This window comes from Rahnella bruchi (genome assembly GCF_003614975.1).
Classification (GTDB): Bacteria; Pseudomonadota; Gammaproteobacteria; order Enterobacterales; family Enterobacteriaceae; genus Rahnella; species Rahnella bruchi.
On the sequence record NZ_QZWI01000001.1, the window covers coordinates 289,184 to 303,517 of the forward strand.

A 14,334-nucleotide genomic window follows, 5' to 3' on the forward strand; every position below is an offset into this window, starting at 1 on the left:
TTATTAAAGAAGTTTTGCAAACCAAGCTGGCAAATCTTCAGCAGCTTGGTGTGAGTAAGTATATTGGGGGATACTTTCCCAAAAACCAATTATTGAATCAATAAACTCATCAAATTGAACCTCGCTAATAGTTAAATCCTCGTACCTTATATAACTATTCCCCCAAGCCTCCTCAGTCACCCCATCGCGCCTAAAATATTCTGGGTTTGATTTCTTGAGAGTTTCAAAGGATTTGCCATCGCCATGTTTAAATACATTAACTACTTTACTCATGGTCAACAATTTAGAATGCTTTGGCATGTTAGACATAGGCACCCCTAAGCTCTCAATTAACTTAATAATATCTGGCAAAGTTAACGCCCATATTTTTTCATAAATAACTTTATTTTTAGCCCACTGCCTTATCTCTTTCACCAACCATTCTCTTAAATCTTTTTCCCATTTATGATATATGCTAGATAAAATGGCAAGGTAAACACTACTCTTCATTTCCTCCAGATTTAAATAGTAATCAATGCCTTCATGATATGCTTGCTCTGCAAGATCGGCAGGATCATCATTTTCGGAATTGAAAGACAGACCAGCTTTATTATACCATTCGTCGGCATACTTCTTAGCTACATCCTCAAGATTAGAGAATTGTGGAAAAATAAGGTTCTTAGCCTGCGCTACATAAAAATCATATCCTGACAACAGATAATCCCTATCAATACTTGCTAGGTATAATGTTACGAACTCTTTATTTTCTTCACTCATAAATCCCTCTGCGCGCGTAGTTGTATAAAACCAATATTAAACACTATGTTGTTTTTATTATTAAATTTCAAGCCACAATGCCAACGTTCTGAAACTAAGCACTCCAAAATTAGCGGGGCGTCAAAGAGTAAACTGATTTAGTGAAGAAGCCTGGCGTCTAAAGTTACTTCGGTAAATAAGAATAATGAATCAAGATGATTCATAGTACATATGTTGTGCTATCGAACATCAATCCGCCTCAAATTGTATGCCGCCTGACAGGGCGGCATTCTTTTATCCATGAATACATCCATCCCAAACAACGACATTCCGCGCCTGCTGCGCAATCTGATCCGCATTGGCACCGTTGCCGAGGTGGATTTAGATGCGGGCAGCTGTCGCGTGAACACCGGCGGCAACGTCACCGACTGGTTGCACTGGTTAACTTCCCGCGCGGGGCGTTCCCGTTCATGGTGGGCACCGTCCGCCGGTGAACAGGTTCTGCTGTTCTGCCTGGGCGGCGAGCTGGATACCGCCTTTGTGATGCCCGGCGTTTTCTCTGATGAATTCCCTGCGCCGTCGGCGTCAGCCGACGCCCTACACGTTACTTTCCCTGACGGCGCGGTGATCGAGTACGAACCCAAAACCGGCGCGCTACTGGCAACCGGCATTAAGTCTGCAACGGTGAACGCTGCCGATAAGGTGGCTGTCACCGCCCCACTGATTACCTGCACGGCGAAAACCCGCATCACTCTCGACACGCCGGAAGTGGTCTGCACTAACAAACTCACCACCGCCACCATCGAGATTAAAAAGGGCGGCACCATGACCGGCAACCTCACCCATTCAGGCGGCAGCATCACGTCAAACGGCGTGGTTGTGCATACCCATAAACACGGCGGCGTCCAGACGGGCGGCGGTCAAACGCAGGTGCCGTCATGAGTAACGCAAAATACATCGGGCTGGCTCGCGATACGGGGCGCAGCGTCGAAGACCTTGCGCACATCCAGCAGTCGGTCAGCGACATTCTGCGTACGCCCGTCGGTTCCCGCGTCATGCGCCGTGACTATGGTTCACTGCTGTCTGAACTGACTGACCGCCCGCAGAATGCCGCGCTGCGGCTGCAAATCATGGCGGCCTGTTACAGCGCGATCCTCAAGTGGGAGCCGCGCGTCAGCCTCACCGGCATCACCTTAGAAACGACGTTTGACGGGAAAGCGGTGGTTGAACTCACCGGCATCCGCAAAGACACGTCCGCCGCCATCTCCTTAACCCTTCCAGTGAGCTGAATTATGGCAACTATCGACCTGAGCCAGTTACCCGCCCCCGACGTGGTGGAGGTGCTGGATTATGAAATTCTGCTGGCGGAGCGCAAAGCCACGCTGGTGTCGCTGTACCCCGAAGACCAGCAGGCCGCCATCGCCCGCACGCTGACGCTGGAGTCTGAGCCGATTGTGAAACTGCTGGAGGAGAACGCCTACCGCGAAGTGATCCTGCGTCAGCGGGTTAACGAGGCGGCGCAGGCCGTGATGCTGGCCTATGCCACCGGCGCAGACCTCGACAACATCGCGGCGACGTTCAGCGTGCAACGCCTGACGATCACGCCTGCGGATACCGTCAGCGTGCCCGCCGTGGCGGCGGTGATGGAAAGCGATGCGGATTTACGTATCCGTGCGCAGCAGGCGTTTGAAGGGCTGAGCGTGGCGGGTCCGGTCGGCGCGTATGAGTATCACGGGCGCTCTGCCGACGGGCGCGTGGCGGACATTTCGGTGATCAGTCCGTCGCCCGCCTGCGTGACGATTTCCGTGCTGGCACAGACCGGCAACGGCACCGCGCCCGCCGACCTGCTGGCGAAAGTGCAGGCCGCGCTCAACGATGAAAACGTGCGCCCCGTGGCCGACCGCGTGACCGTTCAGTCAGCAACCGTCGTGAATTACACCATTGATGCCGTGCTGTATCTGTTCCCTGGTCCCGAAACCGAACCCATCCGCGCAGCCGCCGAGGCGAAGCTTATCGCCTACACCACCGCGCAGCACCGTTTAGGCCGCGACATCCGGCTGTCGGCCATTTACGCCGCGCTGCACGTTGAGGGCGTCCAGCGGGTAGAGCTGAAAAGCCCGAAGGCCGACATCGAGCTGGACAAAACCCAGGCGTCATTCTGCACCGCGTACACCCTGAAAGTGGGCGGCTACGATGAGTGATCGCCTGCTGCCCGTAGGTTCATCCGCGCTCGAGGTGGCCGCCGCCAACGCCTGCGCCGCGCTTGAAAACGTGCCGGTGCCGCTGCGGCAGCTCTGGGATCCGCTGACCTGTCCTGCAAAGTTTTTACCTTACCTGGCGTGGGCGCTGTCGGTTGACCGTTGGGATGAGCACTGGCCGGTTGCTACTAAGCGGCGCGTGATTCAGTCGGCCTGGTTCATTCACTGCCATAAGGGAACCATCGGTGCCATCCGGCGCGTGGTGGAGCCGCTCGGCTACCTGATTAACGTGACCGAGTGGTGGGAAACCAACGACGAACCAGGCACGTTTCGCCTGGACATCGGCGTGCTGGAAACCGGCATCACTGAAGAAATGTATTTAGAGATGGAGCGGCTGATAGCCGATGCCAAACCCGCAAGCCGTCATCTGATCGGGCTGACCATTACCCAGGATATTAAAGGCGACGTTTACATTGGCGCAGCGCAGTACGTCGGCGAGCTGCTGACCGTTTACCCCGCATAAGAGGACGATATGAGCACATTTAAATCTGTTGTCACCACGCTCGGCCAGGCGCGCATCGCGGCGGCCATTGCGGCGGGGACTGACATCAACATTACGCAGCTGGCCGTCGGCGACGGCAACGGCAAGGCAACCACGCCGGTTGCCTCACAGACCAAACTGGTGAAAGAGGTCTACCGCACGCCGCTCAATTCCTTAAAGCTCGATCCGACTCATGGTAACTGGGTGATTGCTGAGGCGGTGATTTCCGCCAGCGTCGGCGGCTTCTGGATGCGTGAAATGGGGCTTTTCAGCAGCGACGGCGCGCTGATTGCCGTCTGCAACATGGCGGACACCTATAAACCGACACTGGAGGAAGGTTCAGGCCGCACGCAGACGTTGCGCATGGTGATTGCGGTCAGCAACACCGAAGCGATCAGCCTGATGATCGACGACTCGGTGATTATGGCAACCGAGCAGTATGTGAACGACCTGCTGGCCGCGCATGAGAAATCACGCAACCACCCCGACGGCACCACGACGGCAAAGGGTTTTGTCCAGTTGAGCAGTTCGGTCAGCAGTACCAGCGAAACGCTGGCCGCCACGCCAAAAGCGGTGAAGGCCGCCAACGACAACGCGAATACACGTGTACCGTCCACCCGAAAGGTAAATAATAAAGCCCTGAGCGCCGATATTACTCTGGCAGCGGCTGACGTGGGGGCAATGAGCAATCTGATGCTGGCAACGGACACGACGAAGGTTAAGCGTCTGGACGACCCGTCCATTATTGACGTCACGAATCCCATCAGTATTTCTGCCACGTTTGAAGACCACCCTCTGGGGGCGACCTATGTTGTTGCCGGTCAGTTGCACAACTGGAGGCGCTACTGGGCGGCGGGTGCGGGAGCCTATCAGCGGCTGATTAATAACGATGGGCAGATTTTTGAGCGCGTAGGTTCTTACACTGCGGCAGCCGGTTGGAAATGGTTCCTCAGTGACAATGCTTATCCGTTCGGCTGGAGAAAGGTACTGGACAGCGGCAGTATGACGCTTGCCGATCTGACGCGCCTGGGCGTTGCTGCGTCCGGTGAAAATACTGATATCACAAGCCTGAGCAAACTGACCAGCATAGCGTCAGATCTCAAAATGGAACGCACGCTTGAGGTCGCCAGTTCGATCCAGTCGAATTATCGAATTGGCGTCAAGCGGTCAGGTGACTATGAAGCCTATATGTCATTCACCAGCCGCTTAGGCACGGTGTCGGCAGATAAATTACCATCCGTTTTAACTTCAATGGGGAACGTATATTTTCGTTTGCCAAACACGCTGACCGATACGGATCCCCATGCAGGGCGTGCCTTGGGTGGCCTTTCTTCTGCGATTTATCCGGCTGGTGAAGGTGTAATGCGGATGGATGCCAGGGATGAATCCGGCACCATTAAAGCCCGTATCGTCTGCGACGGACAAACTGATAGCGTACAAATCGCAAACGGCGTTTTACGGCCTGAATCAGGTATTACCCTTTCCTCAACGAATGCGAATTCAGTGATCCGCGGGCGTAATGACGCCGTCATTCTGCGAGACCATAACAACGGAAATGTGACGTTATCCGCCAGTGTGAATGTGGCTAATTCAGGCATCGGCGGAACTTTATACCTGGGATATAACCGAGCCTCCGCCAATATCTTCACGTCTGCGGTTTCCATAGACTCGCCTTTAACAGTCAATGAGACCTTAAACGCGGCCAAAGATGCCACTTTTGCCGGTGCCGTGACAGTGACGGGTGAAGTCAATTTTAACGGACTGGTGAAATTCAACCGGCATGATGCAGCCTGCCAATTTAGCTCAGCGAATGCGGTACATCCGTTCATGAATGTGAGCTACTCCAATGCCGGAAACTTTGGCTTTTGGGATGCCACTAACGGTAAGTGGGTACTGCGTAAAAGAGCGTCAAACCTGACGGACGGCACTGCGGATAATTGGGTAATGGATGGCGGTCTTGAGGTCACCGGTTCGTATGGCCTGACATTATCAACCGCCCTGCCTGTTTCCAGCGGTGGCACCGGTGCAAAAACCGCAACCGATGCATTAAAAAATCTCGGTGCATTGCCCGAAAAAGGCACTGCTGTAGCGGCGACTAAACTCGCCACCGCGCGAAAAATTGCCGGTGTAGCCTTTGACGGCACCAAAGACATCAACCTCACCAACTCGAATGTCGGGCTGGGGAATGTCGGGAATTTTGCCGCTGTTCAGCAAGGCGGCGGTGCCGGTATGCAGAGCAATAAAGTCTATATCGGCTGGACGGGTTCTAAGGTCAAAATTCAGGTAGATGCTTCTGATATGGGGGAGGTTTACACCACTAATTTCCCGCCACCACAAAGAGATTCATATACTAAAACGGAATCCGATGGCCGTTATATCTACCGTGATACTGCCACCACAGTTGGTTTTGTTTCGGGCAATGCAAATGATCCCTATATGCGTCACTCAACCACCAATGGCGTTGTTGTCCTCCCCACCAGGGAGCAGTTACAAAACGAAATTTCAGGAACTCGCAATTGGTCGGATGGTCGTTTTGTTTACGACGTACAGCGCGGCAGTCAGGCGCTGGAGAATGCGGGCTGGACTGCTCAGCAGAACTGGGAAGCGCCGACCGGTTGTTTCATGACGGGGTTAAACATACGTCCTGATATGGGCGACTGCCGAATGATGGGGAAATACTACCGCGCATTAATGATTAGAACGGCCAGTGGAAGCTGGCGTCAGGTGGGTAACTAAGATGATCACATTTAAAAATATCAAAATTTCTAAGCAGGTGTTAGAGGAAGGCATTCCCCTGCCCGTGATGTATTTCGAAGATGAAACGGGTCAGGACTGGTACAAACTGCGAGATGAAAAATGGCAGGGCGAAAACTGTTTCATTGCCGTTGGTGCTGACGGATTTATTTCTACCTGGTCGGATAACCCGAACTTTCTCACCCTATCTGAAGGCGTGAGCATTTACGAAATCAGCCGCGAAGCGCTGCCGGAAGATGTCAGCGATCACCATTATAGCTATGCAAACGGCGAGTTCGTGAAATTTGTACAGCCTGCGATTGAAGTCGCCGCGCAGCAAAAAAATACGTTGCTCAGCCAGGCCGCCGCCGCCATTGCTCCGCTACAGGATGCGGTTGATATCGATGAAGCCACCGACGAAGAACTGGCAAGCCTGAAAGTCTGGAAGAAATACCGCGTTGCCCTGAATCGCCTGGATTTAGCCGCTGCGCCGGATATCGACTGGCCTGCTGTACCTGAATAAATTGATCGCTGAAAACGATCAATTACGGATAATTGATCAGTAGTAACTATTTGAACATGTCCCGCATATGTCCAAGGATATCCCCAGACTTTTTAGGAGGAAGAAATGGAATTAAACCAGGAAGAGGCCGAGATGGTGGCGGGATTTATCGCGGCAAACTGGGCGGCATTTTCAGAAGCCGCTGAGGGCGTGATGTCTGTTTGCGCTTTGCACCGGCTGGCTGAAAAATTAGGGTTGGAGAATTAACCCCCCGCTTTTCAAATTTATTGACCATTGCCCCCACGAGGGGCTTTTTTGTATCTGGCCTTCACCACGTTGTGCCATTCCCCACACTCCCCGCCCGCCGTGCCTGCGCGTACACAACACGCGATGATTGACCTCACCCCAATCACAGGAAAAAACACCATGGCTGATTATCATCACGGTGTGCGCGTTGTTGAAATCAACGACGGCACCCGCGTTATCTCCACCGTTTCCACCGCCATCATCGGGATGGTTTGCACTGCAGAAGACGCGGACGCCGACGCGTTCCCGCTCGATACGCCGGTGCTTATCACCAACGTACTGACCGCCGCAGGCAAGGCCGGTAAAACCGGCACACTCCGCGCCTCATTGATGGCAATCGCCAACCAGGCTAAACCCGTTGTCGTTGTCGTGCGCGTGGCAGAAGGTGACACCGAGGCGGAAACCACCTCGAACATCATCGGCGGCACCGACGCCACCGGCATGTATACCGGCATGAAAGCCCTGCTGTCTGCCCAAACCGAACTCGGCGTGAAGCCGCGCATTCTCGGCGTGCCGGGGCTGGATAATCTGGACGTCGCCACGGCGCTCGGTACCGTCTGTCAGCAACTGCGCGCCTTCGGCTACGTCAGCGCATACGGCTGCAAAACCGTGTCCGATGCCATCAAGTACCGGGAGAATTTCAGCCAGCGTGCGCTGATGGTTGTCTGGCCGGATTTCGTCGCCTGGAACACCACAACGAACGCCAGCGACATCGCGCCCGCCACCGCCTATGCCCTCGGCCTGCGTGCCAAAATCGACGCCGAAACCGGCTGGCATAAAACCCTGTCCAACGTCGGCATCAACGGCGTGACCGGCCTGTCTGCCAGCGTCTATTGGGATTTACAAACCACCGGCACCGACGCCGACCTGCTGAACCAGGCGTGCGTCACCACACTTATCCGCAAAGGCGGCTTTAAGTTCTGGGGGCAGCGCACCTGCTCTGACGATCCCCTGTTCCTGTTTGAGAACTACACCCGCACCGCGCAGGTGCTGGCGGACACCATGGCCGAAGCGCACCTATGGGCAATGGACAGGCCAATGACCCCGACGCTTATCAAAGACATGATTGCGGGCATCAACGCCAAACTGCGCGAAATGAAAACCGCCGGTCTGATCATCGACGGCACCTGCTGGTACGACGCGGAGGCTAACACCGTCGAAACCCTGAAAGCGGGCAAGCTGTTCATTGATTACGACTATACGCCGGTGCCGCCGCTGGAAGATTTAACCCTGCGTCAGCGCATCACCGATCAGTACCTGGCGACGTTCGCCACGGCCATCAACAGCTAAGAGGCGCTAAACCATGGCACTGCCAAAGAAACTGAAATACCTGAACCTGTTTAACGATGGTCACAACTACGTCGGCGTGGTCAGCGCGCTGACGTTGCCAAAGCTGACACGCAAGCTGGAGAACTATCGCGGCGGCGGCATGAACGGTGCCGCGCCGATTGACTTCGGGCTGGACGACGACGCGCTGACGCTGGAATGGACGATGGGCGGGCTGGATACGCTGGTGCTCCAGCAGTGGGGGGCGGTTGACGCTACGCCGCTGCGCTTTGCCGGTTCCTTCCAACAGGACGACACCGGCGAGACGCTCGCGGTGGAGGTCGTGATGCGCGGGCGTCACAAAGAGATTGATTTTGGCGAGTACAAACAGGGCGAAGACACCGAAACCAAAGTGTCCACCCAGTGCACCTATTTCAAACTGAGCATCAACGGGCAGGACGTGATCGAGGTGGACACCGTGAACATGGTGGAAATCGTCAACGGCACCGACCGCCTGGCGGAGCACCGCAAAAACATCGGCCTGTAACCCCTGAGCGGCGCCGGTTCGCGGCGCTGCTATACCCCTTACGATTTAAGAGAATGTCATGAAACAGATTAATGAAGCCGCTATCGAAAACGAAAACGTCATTACCCTGGAAGAACCGATCGCCCGTGGCGAGATGGTGATTAGCCAGGTTGAAATCATCAAGCCAAACGCCGGTCATCTGCGCGGCATCGGCCTTGCCTCCTTGTCGAATGCGGACGTTGACGCGCTGGTGACGGTGCTGCCGCGCATCACGCTGCCGATCCTCACCAAACAGGAGTGCAACGCGCTTTGCCTGCCCGACCTGATCGCGCTGGCGAGCAAGGTGGTCGGTTTTTTATCGCCGAAATCGGAACAGTAAAACTGCCCGCCTCTTTGATAGTTGACGACCTGATGGCTGACATTGCGGCGGTGTTTCACTGGCAGCCCTCGGAACTGTTTGCGATGTCGCTGACCGAGATTATCGGCTGGCGGCGTCGCGCATTACTGCGTAGCGGAGCCGAAAGTGAGTAATTTACGATTGCAGGTGCTACTGAACGCCGTGGATCGGGCGTCGCGCCCTTTCCGCTCGGTGGAAAAAGCCAGTAAAGCACTCAGCGGAAACATCCGCAACACGCAGGACACCCTGCGAAATCTCAACGCGCAGGCGTCGCAAATCGACGGCTTTCGCAAGGCGAGCGCGCAGCTGGCCGTCACCCGTGCCAGCCTGAAAAAAGCCAAAGAGGAAGCCAGCCGGCTGTCGCAGGCGTTTGCCAATACCGCGAACCCGACGGCTAAGCAGACGCGGCTGATGGAGGCAGCGAAGCGCGCCGCCAGCGAGTTGCAGGCCAAAGAAAACAGCCTGCGCAACTCCGTGCAGCGGCAGCGCGGCGCGCTGGAGTCGGCGGGGATTTCCACGCGTAACCTCGCCGCCGAGCAGCGCCGGTTACGAGCCAGCTCGCAGGAGGCGAACGCCACGCTTGCCCGTCAGCGGGAGGAGCTGGCACGGCTGAACCGGCAGCAGCAGCGGCGGGAAAACAGCCGCAGGCGTTTTCAGGCAACCCAGCGCGCAGGCGACACTATCCGAAATAACGGCGCGGTAGCGATGGGCGTGGGCTCGGCGGCGCTGTATGCAGAGGGGAAATTTATCGCCCCAGGCATCACTTTTGATAAAGAGATGTCCGGCACACAGGCGATCCTCGGGCTGGATAAAACCGACAAAAAGCTGGCAGCTATCCGGCAGCAGGCGCGCGATATCGGCGGAAGTACGGCATTTTCTCCGATGGACGTTGCGCGCACGCAGGGCGTACTTGCCCGCTCCGGCTATAACGCCGACTCCATTCTCAGCTCAACCGAATCCACGGTGAACCTGTCGCTGGCTTCGGGGATTGATATTGCCGACGCCGCCGACATCGTCACTAACATGCAGTCGGCGTTCAACATCCCGATGGATCAGATTAAGCGCGTCTCTGACGTGATGACCAAAGGGTTTACCAGCTCGAACACCAACCTGATTGAGCTGGGCGAGGCGATGAAATACGTGGCACCTATCGCCCAGGCGGCGGGTGCCAGTATCGAAGACACTACCGCGATGCTCGGCGTGCTGGCGGATAACGGCATCAAAGGCAGTATGGCGGGCACCGGTGCCAGCGCGATGTTTAGCCGGTTGCAGGCACCGACGGGGCAGTCACCGGCGGCGCTGAAGGAGCTGGGGATCAGCACGCGGGATAAGAAAGGCAACATGCTGCCTATTCAGAAAATCCTCACCGACATCAACGCCTCATTCAAAAGGAACAAGCTCGGGACGGCGCAGCAGGCCGAATACCTGAAAGTGATCTTCGGTGAAGAGGCGATGAAAGGCGCGGTGAAGCTGGTGGAGGCCGCAGGCAACGGCAGGCTGACCGAAAAGAAAACCGCGCTGGAAAACTCGCGGGGGTCGGCGGCGTCGGTCGCGAAGGTGCAGACCGATAACCTCGACGGCGACCTGAAAAACATGCAGTCCGCGTTTGAGGATTTGCAGATCGAGACCTTTGATAAACAGGACTCCAGCCTGCGAAAGCTGACGCAATCCGCGACTGACTGGCTCGGCAACGTGGGCAAATGGGTGAAGGCCAACCCGAAGCTGACCGGCACTATCGTTAAGTCAGCGCTGGCGGTGACGAGCCTGGTTGTCGGCCTCGGCGTGCTGGGCGTGGTGGTCGGTCCGGTCGTGAAAGGTCTGGGTTATATCGGCATGGCACTGAAAGGCGTGGGCACCGCGCTGCTGTGGATGGGACGCGCCGCGATGGCAAACCCGCTGCTGGCCGTGGTCGCACTGATCGCGATGGCGGCGATTTATATCTGGGCGAACTGGAGCACGCTGGAGCCGAAGTTTAAAAAGATGTGGGACGCGATTGCCGCCTGGACGACCGAAGCCTGGGCAACCATCACCGACTGGCTGACCGGCACCTGGAACAGCATCGTTGCCGGTGTGCAGGGATTATCGGATAAGTTCGCAGCGGTCTGGACAGGCATTAAAGACGGGGCAAAAGCGGGGTTTGCGGCCTATATCGATTTCCTCAAGTCTTTTGGGCAGAAGATTTTCGACGTGGTGAAAAGCCTCCCAGGCAAATTTAAAGAGGCGGGCAGCAATATGATCACCGCGCTGATGGACGGAATTGCCGCGAAGTGGCAGACGCTGAAAGACAAGCTTTCCAGCATGACCGATTTCCTGCCGGACTGGATGAAATCGGACGGCGATAAAACCATTTCGGTGAGCGTCAGCAATAGCCTGCCGAAACCGGCGGAGGGGCTTTCTACGTCTGCGCTGCCTGCGCCGATACTGCCGAAACCTGCGGGCGGTCTGAACACCGCACAACCTTACGGCACCGGCGGTGCGGCATACAACTACGCGGGCATGTTCGACAAAGGCGGCGACATTGCCGCCGGTGAGGTCGGCATTGTGGGAGAGAACGGCGCGGAGCTGGTACGTGGTCCGGTGAGCGTCACGGGGCGTCGGGATACGTCGGCGCTGATGCGTAATCAGGCTCCTGCTGCCGCTCCTACCTTCAACGTCTACGCCGCGCCCGGACAAAGTGCGAAGGACGTCGCCGCCGAGGCAATGCGTTTATTTGAAGATTACATGCGCCGCCAGCGTTCTGCGGCGCGCAGCTCAATGAATTACGGCTAAGGGGGTTTCTATGATGCTGGCTTTGGGGATGTTCGTGTTTATGCTGCAAACCCTGCCCTATCAGAGTTTGCAACGCTCGGCGGAATACCGCTGGCCGACCAATGACCGGATCGGCCTGCGCGCCGCGCCGCAGTTTCTCGGGCAAGGGGATGAAAAAATCACCCTGACCGGCACGCTGCTGCCGGAAATCACCGGCGGCAGGCTGAGCCTGGACGCACTGCGCCTGATGGCGGATCAAGGCCGCGCCTGGTCGCTGATTGGCGGCAACGGTGCGATTTACGGGATGTTCGTGGTGGAAAGCCTCAGTGATGAACATTCAGAGTTTTTCGCTAACGGTGCCGCCCGCAAAATTGAGTTTACGCTGAGCCTCAAGCGGGTGGACGAAAGCCTGACCGCCATGTTCGGCGACATCAAAACGCAGGCGGATGGCCTTTTGGATCAGGCGGGCGGCATTGCCAGCAACGTGCAGAAGTATGCAGGCGGGCTGCTGTCATGATGCCTACAATCGCAATGGATAACGGCGCACAGATTGCGCCGGACTATATGGTTAAACTCGCCGGTTCAGACATCACCACGGATATCAGCAGGCGACTTATTTCGCTGTCGCTGACCGACAACCGCGGCTTTGAGGCTGACCAGCTCGACATCGAGTTGGACGACGCGGACGGGCTGATGCAGATGCCTCCGCGCGGCGCGGTGCTGAGCGTCTTTCTGGGCTGGAAAGGTCAGGCGCTGTTCCATAAGGGGGAGTTTACGGTGGACGAAGTGGAGCATCGGGGCGCGCCGGATACGCTGACGCTGCGCGCCCGCAGCGCCGACTATCGCGGCAGCCTGAATTCCCGCCGCGATAACTCCTATCACGACACAACGCTGGAGGCGATTGTCTCCGCCATCGCGGCGCGAAACAGTCTCCAGCCCGCCGTCGCCGAGTCGCTCAAAGGTGTGAAGGTTTCGCACATTGACCAGACGCAGGAAACCGACGCGGCTTTTATCACCCGTCTGGCCGAGCTGAACGGCGGGGTTGTCGCCATCAAGGCCGGTAAACTGATTTTTATTAAGCCAGGCTCAGCCCTCACCGCCAGTGGCAAGCCGATCCCGCAAATAACGCTGTCCCGCAGCGACGGCGACGGGCATACGTTCAATATTGCTGACCGTGATGCTTACACCGGCGTATCAGCTACCTGGCTGCATACCAAAGAACCAAAGCCAAAAAAGGTGAGGGTACAGCGAAAGAAGAAAGAAAAGCACCTGCGCGCCCTGCAACATCCGGCGGCCAAAAAGACCACGGCCAAAGTACAAAAAGCGACGGAAGCGAAAGAAGGCGAATATCTGGCGGGCAATGATGAAAACGTGTTTGCGCTGACGACGGTCTACGCCACGCAAAAGGCCGCGATGCGAGCAGCACAGGCCAAATGGGACAAGCTACAGCGCGGCGTCGCACAGTTCTCTATCTCACTGGCTCGCGGACGTGCCGACCTGTTTCCCGAGACCCCGCTGGCGGTATCAGGCTTTAAAGCAGTGATCGACGCGCAGCCGTGGATAATCAGCAAGGTCACGCACAGCCTGAACAATGGCGGATATGCGACGGGGCTGGAACTGGAGGTGCTGTTGTCAGATGTGAGTTATGAGGCCTCGGAAAGTGGCGAGGCGTATTAGCGCCTCGTTCTTTTGTCAAGATTTTGGTGTAAACACCCACTCACCCGGTGAAGAGTATTCGGTACCATCATCATCCATAACTTTCGCATTTAGAACTTTAGCGACTTCAAGCATTTTCAAATACAAGGCTGTATCAGGCCATTTCGTTGAGATATTGCCATTACACCACTCAAGCCATGATTCTGGATAAGCGCTTTCACCAGACCATAATGCAAAGAACTCACCACTTGGCTCATAAATGGAAAACTCAGGATCGGTATTAACAACATTCAACCATTCTTCGCTGGAAATCTGACTATCTTCATTATCAGCCCAGAACTCAGCACGTGTGATATGAAATTCGACGCCCACTGCAACCTCTTTGTTTAATGTAAAACACTGTAATAGCGAGTGTATGATTTTCGAAATAACATACAATGATTGAATCTGATTTAAATGATTACATGGTGATTATTATGATGCATTGCCCCAAATGCCAGCACGCAGCTCACGCCCGTTCAAGCCGTTACCTCAGCACTAATACCAAAGAGCGTTATCACCAGTGTCAGAATATCAATTGCAGCTGCACGTTCAAAACTCATGAAACGATCGCCGATATTATTGTCGAGCCAGGAACCGTCCATGCCGTGCTGCTGCATCCGGATAAACATAGTCAGCAGTCGTTGCAAATGCACTGAGACGAAGCCCGCGAAAGCGGGTTTTTAC

At 55.8% G+C, this 14,334-nt stretch carries 17 protein-coding genes; 15 read left to right on the forward strand and 2 right to left on the reverse strand.

The features are described 5' to 3' along the window. Positions 1-3 precede the first annotated feature (3 nt). Complete coding sequence (locus tag D5398_RS01360) at positions 4-756, reverse strand: hypothetical protein (RefSeq protein ID WP_120506023.1); 753 nt, start codon at positions 754-756, stop codon at positions 4-6. A 279-nt stretch (positions 757-1,035) separates the two neighbouring features. Between D5398_RS01360 and D5398_RS01365 the strand changes: the two genes are divergently transcribed. The 14 genes from D5398_RS01365 (at position 1,036) to D5398_RS01430 (ending at position 13,629) form a co-directional block, all read left to right on the forward strand. Further along, on the forward strand, positions 1,036-1,677 hold the full coding sequence (locus D5398_RS01365) for a phage baseplate assembly protein V (RefSeq protein ID WP_120506024.1): 642 nt from the start codon (positions 1,036-1,038) through the stop codon (positions 1,675-1,677). Then, on the forward strand, positions 1,674-2,024 hold the full coding sequence (locus D5398_RS01370) for a GPW/gp25 family protein (RefSeq protein ID WP_120506025.1): 351 nt from the start codon (positions 1,674-1,676) through the stop codon (positions 2,022-2,024). The genes D5398_RS01365 and D5398_RS01370 overlap by 4 nt, the downstream gene beginning before the upstream one ends. Positions 2,025-2,027: 3 nt before the next feature. Then, on the forward strand, positions 2,028-2,936 hold the full coding sequence (locus tag D5398_RS01375; RefSeq protein ID WP_120506026.1) for a baseplate assembly protein: 909 nt from the start codon (positions 2,028-2,030) through the stop codon (positions 2,934-2,936). Next, positions 2,929-3,456, forward strand: coding sequence for a phage tail protein I (locus tag D5398_RS01380; protein ID WP_120506027.1), 528 nt, complete (start codon positions 2,929-2,931; stop codon positions 3,454-3,456). The genes D5398_RS01375 and D5398_RS01380 overlap by 8 nt, the downstream gene beginning before the upstream one ends. Before the next feature lie 9 nt (positions 3,457-3,465). Next, a complete protein-coding gene (locus D5398_RS25565) occupies positions 3,466-6,210 on the forward strand; it encodes a phage tail protein (protein WP_244216697.1) in 2,745 nt (914 codons plus the stop codon). A 1-nt stretch (position 6,211) separates the two neighbouring features. Beyond that, positions 6,212-6,730: a tail fiber assembly protein gene (locus D5398_RS01395; protein ID WP_120506028.1), complete on the forward strand. Its 519-nt coding sequence runs from the start codon at positions 6,212-6,214 to the stop codon at positions 6,728-6,730. 105 nt (positions 6,731-6,835) lie between these two features. Then, on the forward strand, positions 6,836-6,976 hold the full coding sequence (locus D5398_RS25390; protein WP_162940698.1) for a hypothetical protein: 141 nt from the start codon (positions 6,836-6,838) through the stop codon (positions 6,974-6,976). A gap of 159 nt (positions 6,977-7,135) precedes the next feature. Beyond that, complete coding sequence (locus D5398_RS01400) at positions 7,136-8,305, forward strand: phage tail sheath protein (protein WP_120506029.1); 1,170 nt, start codon at positions 7,136-7,138, stop codon at positions 8,303-8,305. A 13-nt stretch (positions 8,306-8,318) separates the two neighbouring features. Then, positions 8,319-8,828 (forward strand): phage major tail tube protein, encoded by a 510-nt coding sequence (locus D5398_RS01405; RefSeq protein WP_112168785.1) that lies wholly within the window; start codon positions 8,319-8,321, stop codon positions 8,826-8,828. 58 nt (positions 8,829-8,886) lie between these two features. Further along, on the forward strand, positions 8,887-9,186 hold the full coding sequence (locus D5398_RS01410) for a phage tail assembly protein (RefSeq protein WP_120506030.1): 300 nt from the start codon (positions 8,887-8,889) through the stop codon (positions 9,184-9,186). Between the two features lie 32 nt (positions 9,187-9,218). Beyond that, complete coding sequence (locus D5398_RS01415; RefSeq protein ID WP_120506653.1) at positions 9,219-9,338, forward strand: GpE family phage tail protein; 120 nt, start codon at positions 9,219-9,221, stop codon at positions 9,336-9,338. Then, on the forward strand, positions 9,331-11,973 hold the full coding sequence (locus D5398_RS01420; protein ID WP_120506031.1) for a phage tail tape measure protein: 2,643 nt from the start codon (positions 9,331-9,333) through the stop codon (positions 11,971-11,973). Before D5398_RS01415 ends, D5398_RS01420 begins: the two co-directional genes overlap by 8 nt. 10 nt (positions 11,974-11,983) lie before the next feature. Further along, positions 11,984-12,469, forward strand: coding sequence for a phage tail protein (locus tag D5398_RS01425; RefSeq protein WP_120506032.1), 486 nt, complete (start codon positions 11,984-11,986; stop codon positions 12,467-12,469). Beyond that, positions 12,466-13,629, forward strand: coding sequence for a phage late control D family protein (locus D5398_RS01430; RefSeq protein ID WP_120506033.1), 1,164 nt, complete (start codon positions 12,466-12,468; stop codon positions 13,627-13,629). Before D5398_RS01425 ends, D5398_RS01430 begins: the two co-directional genes overlap by 4 nt. A 15-nt stretch (positions 13,630-13,644) precedes the next feature. Here the strand turns inward: D5398_RS01430 and D5398_RS01435 are convergent, their stop codons facing one another. Then, positions 13,645-13,980: a hypothetical protein gene (locus tag D5398_RS01435; RefSeq protein WP_120506034.1), complete on the reverse strand. Its 336-nt coding sequence runs from the start codon at positions 13,978-13,980 to the stop codon at positions 13,645-13,647. A 104-nt stretch (positions 13,981-14,084) separates the two neighbouring features. On the opposite strand from D5398_RS01435, the gene D5398_RS01440 reads away from it, so the two are divergent. Beyond that, positions 14,085-14,306 (forward strand): DNA-binding transcriptional regulator, encoded by a 222-nt coding sequence (locus D5398_RS01440; RefSeq protein ID WP_112168840.1) that lies wholly within the window; start codon positions 14,085-14,087, stop codon positions 14,304-14,306. The last annotated feature ends 28 nt before the right edge of the window (positions 14,307-14,334 follow it).

What these genes read in the sequence shown, in the direction of transcription:
- D5398_RS01360 (WP_120506023.1), bottom strand. Translation starts at nt 756, where the DNA reads ATGAGTGAAGAAAATAAAGAGTTCGTAACATTATACCTAGCAAGTATT.
- D5398_RS01365 (WP_120506024.1), top strand. Translation starts at nt 1,036, where the DNA reads ATGAATACATCCATCCCAAACAACGACATTCCGCGCCTGCTGCGCAAT.
- D5398_RS01370 (WP_120506025.1), top strand. Translation starts at nt 1,674, where the DNA reads ATGAGTAACGCAAAATACATCGGGCTGGCTCGCGATACGGGGCGCAGC.
- D5398_RS01375 (WP_120506026.1), top strand. Translation starts at nt 2,028, where the DNA reads ATGGCAACTATCGACCTGAGCCAGTTACCCGCCCCCGACGTGGTGGAG.
- D5398_RS01380 (WP_120506027.1), top strand. Translation starts at nt 2,929, where the DNA reads ATGAGTGATCGCCTGCTGCCCGTAGGTTCATCCGCGCTCGAGGTGGCC.
- D5398_RS25565 (WP_244216697.1), top strand. Translation starts at nt 3,466, where the DNA reads ATGAGCACATTTAAATCTGTTGTCACCACGCTCGGCCAGGCGCGCATC.
- D5398_RS01395 (WP_120506028.1), top strand. Translation starts at nt 6,212, where the DNA reads ATGATCACATTTAAAAATATCAAAATTTCTAAGCAGGTGTTAGAGGAA.
- D5398_RS25390 (WP_162940698.1), top strand. Translation starts at nt 6,836, where the DNA reads ATGGAATTAAACCAGGAAGAGGCCGAGATGGTGGCGGGATTTATCGCG.
- D5398_RS01400 (WP_120506029.1), top strand. Translation starts at nt 7,136, where the DNA reads ATGGCTGATTATCATCACGGTGTGCGCGTTGTTGAAATCAACGACGGC.
- D5398_RS01405 (WP_112168785.1), top strand. Translation starts at nt 8,319, where the DNA reads ATGGCACTGCCAAAGAAACTGAAATACCTGAACCTGTTTAACGATGGT.
- D5398_RS01410 (WP_120506030.1), top strand. Translation starts at nt 8,887, where the DNA reads ATGAAACAGATTAATGAAGCCGCTATCGAAAACGAAAACGTCATTACC.
- D5398_RS01415 (WP_120506653.1), top strand. Translation starts at nt 9,219, where the DNA reads ATGGCTGACATTGCGGCGGTGTTTCACTGGCAGCCCTCGGAACTGTTT.
- D5398_RS01425 (WP_120506032.1), top strand. Translation starts at nt 11,984, where the DNA reads ATGATGCTGGCTTTGGGGATGTTCGTGTTTATGCTGCAAACCCTGCCC.
- D5398_RS01430 (WP_120506033.1), top strand. Translation starts at nt 12,466, where the DNA reads ATGATGCCTACAATCGCAATGGATAACGGCGCACAGATTGCGCCGGAC.
- D5398_RS01440 (WP_112168840.1), top strand. Translation starts at nt 14,085, where the DNA reads ATGATGCATTGCCCCAAATGCCAGCACGCAGCTCACGCCCGTTCAAGC.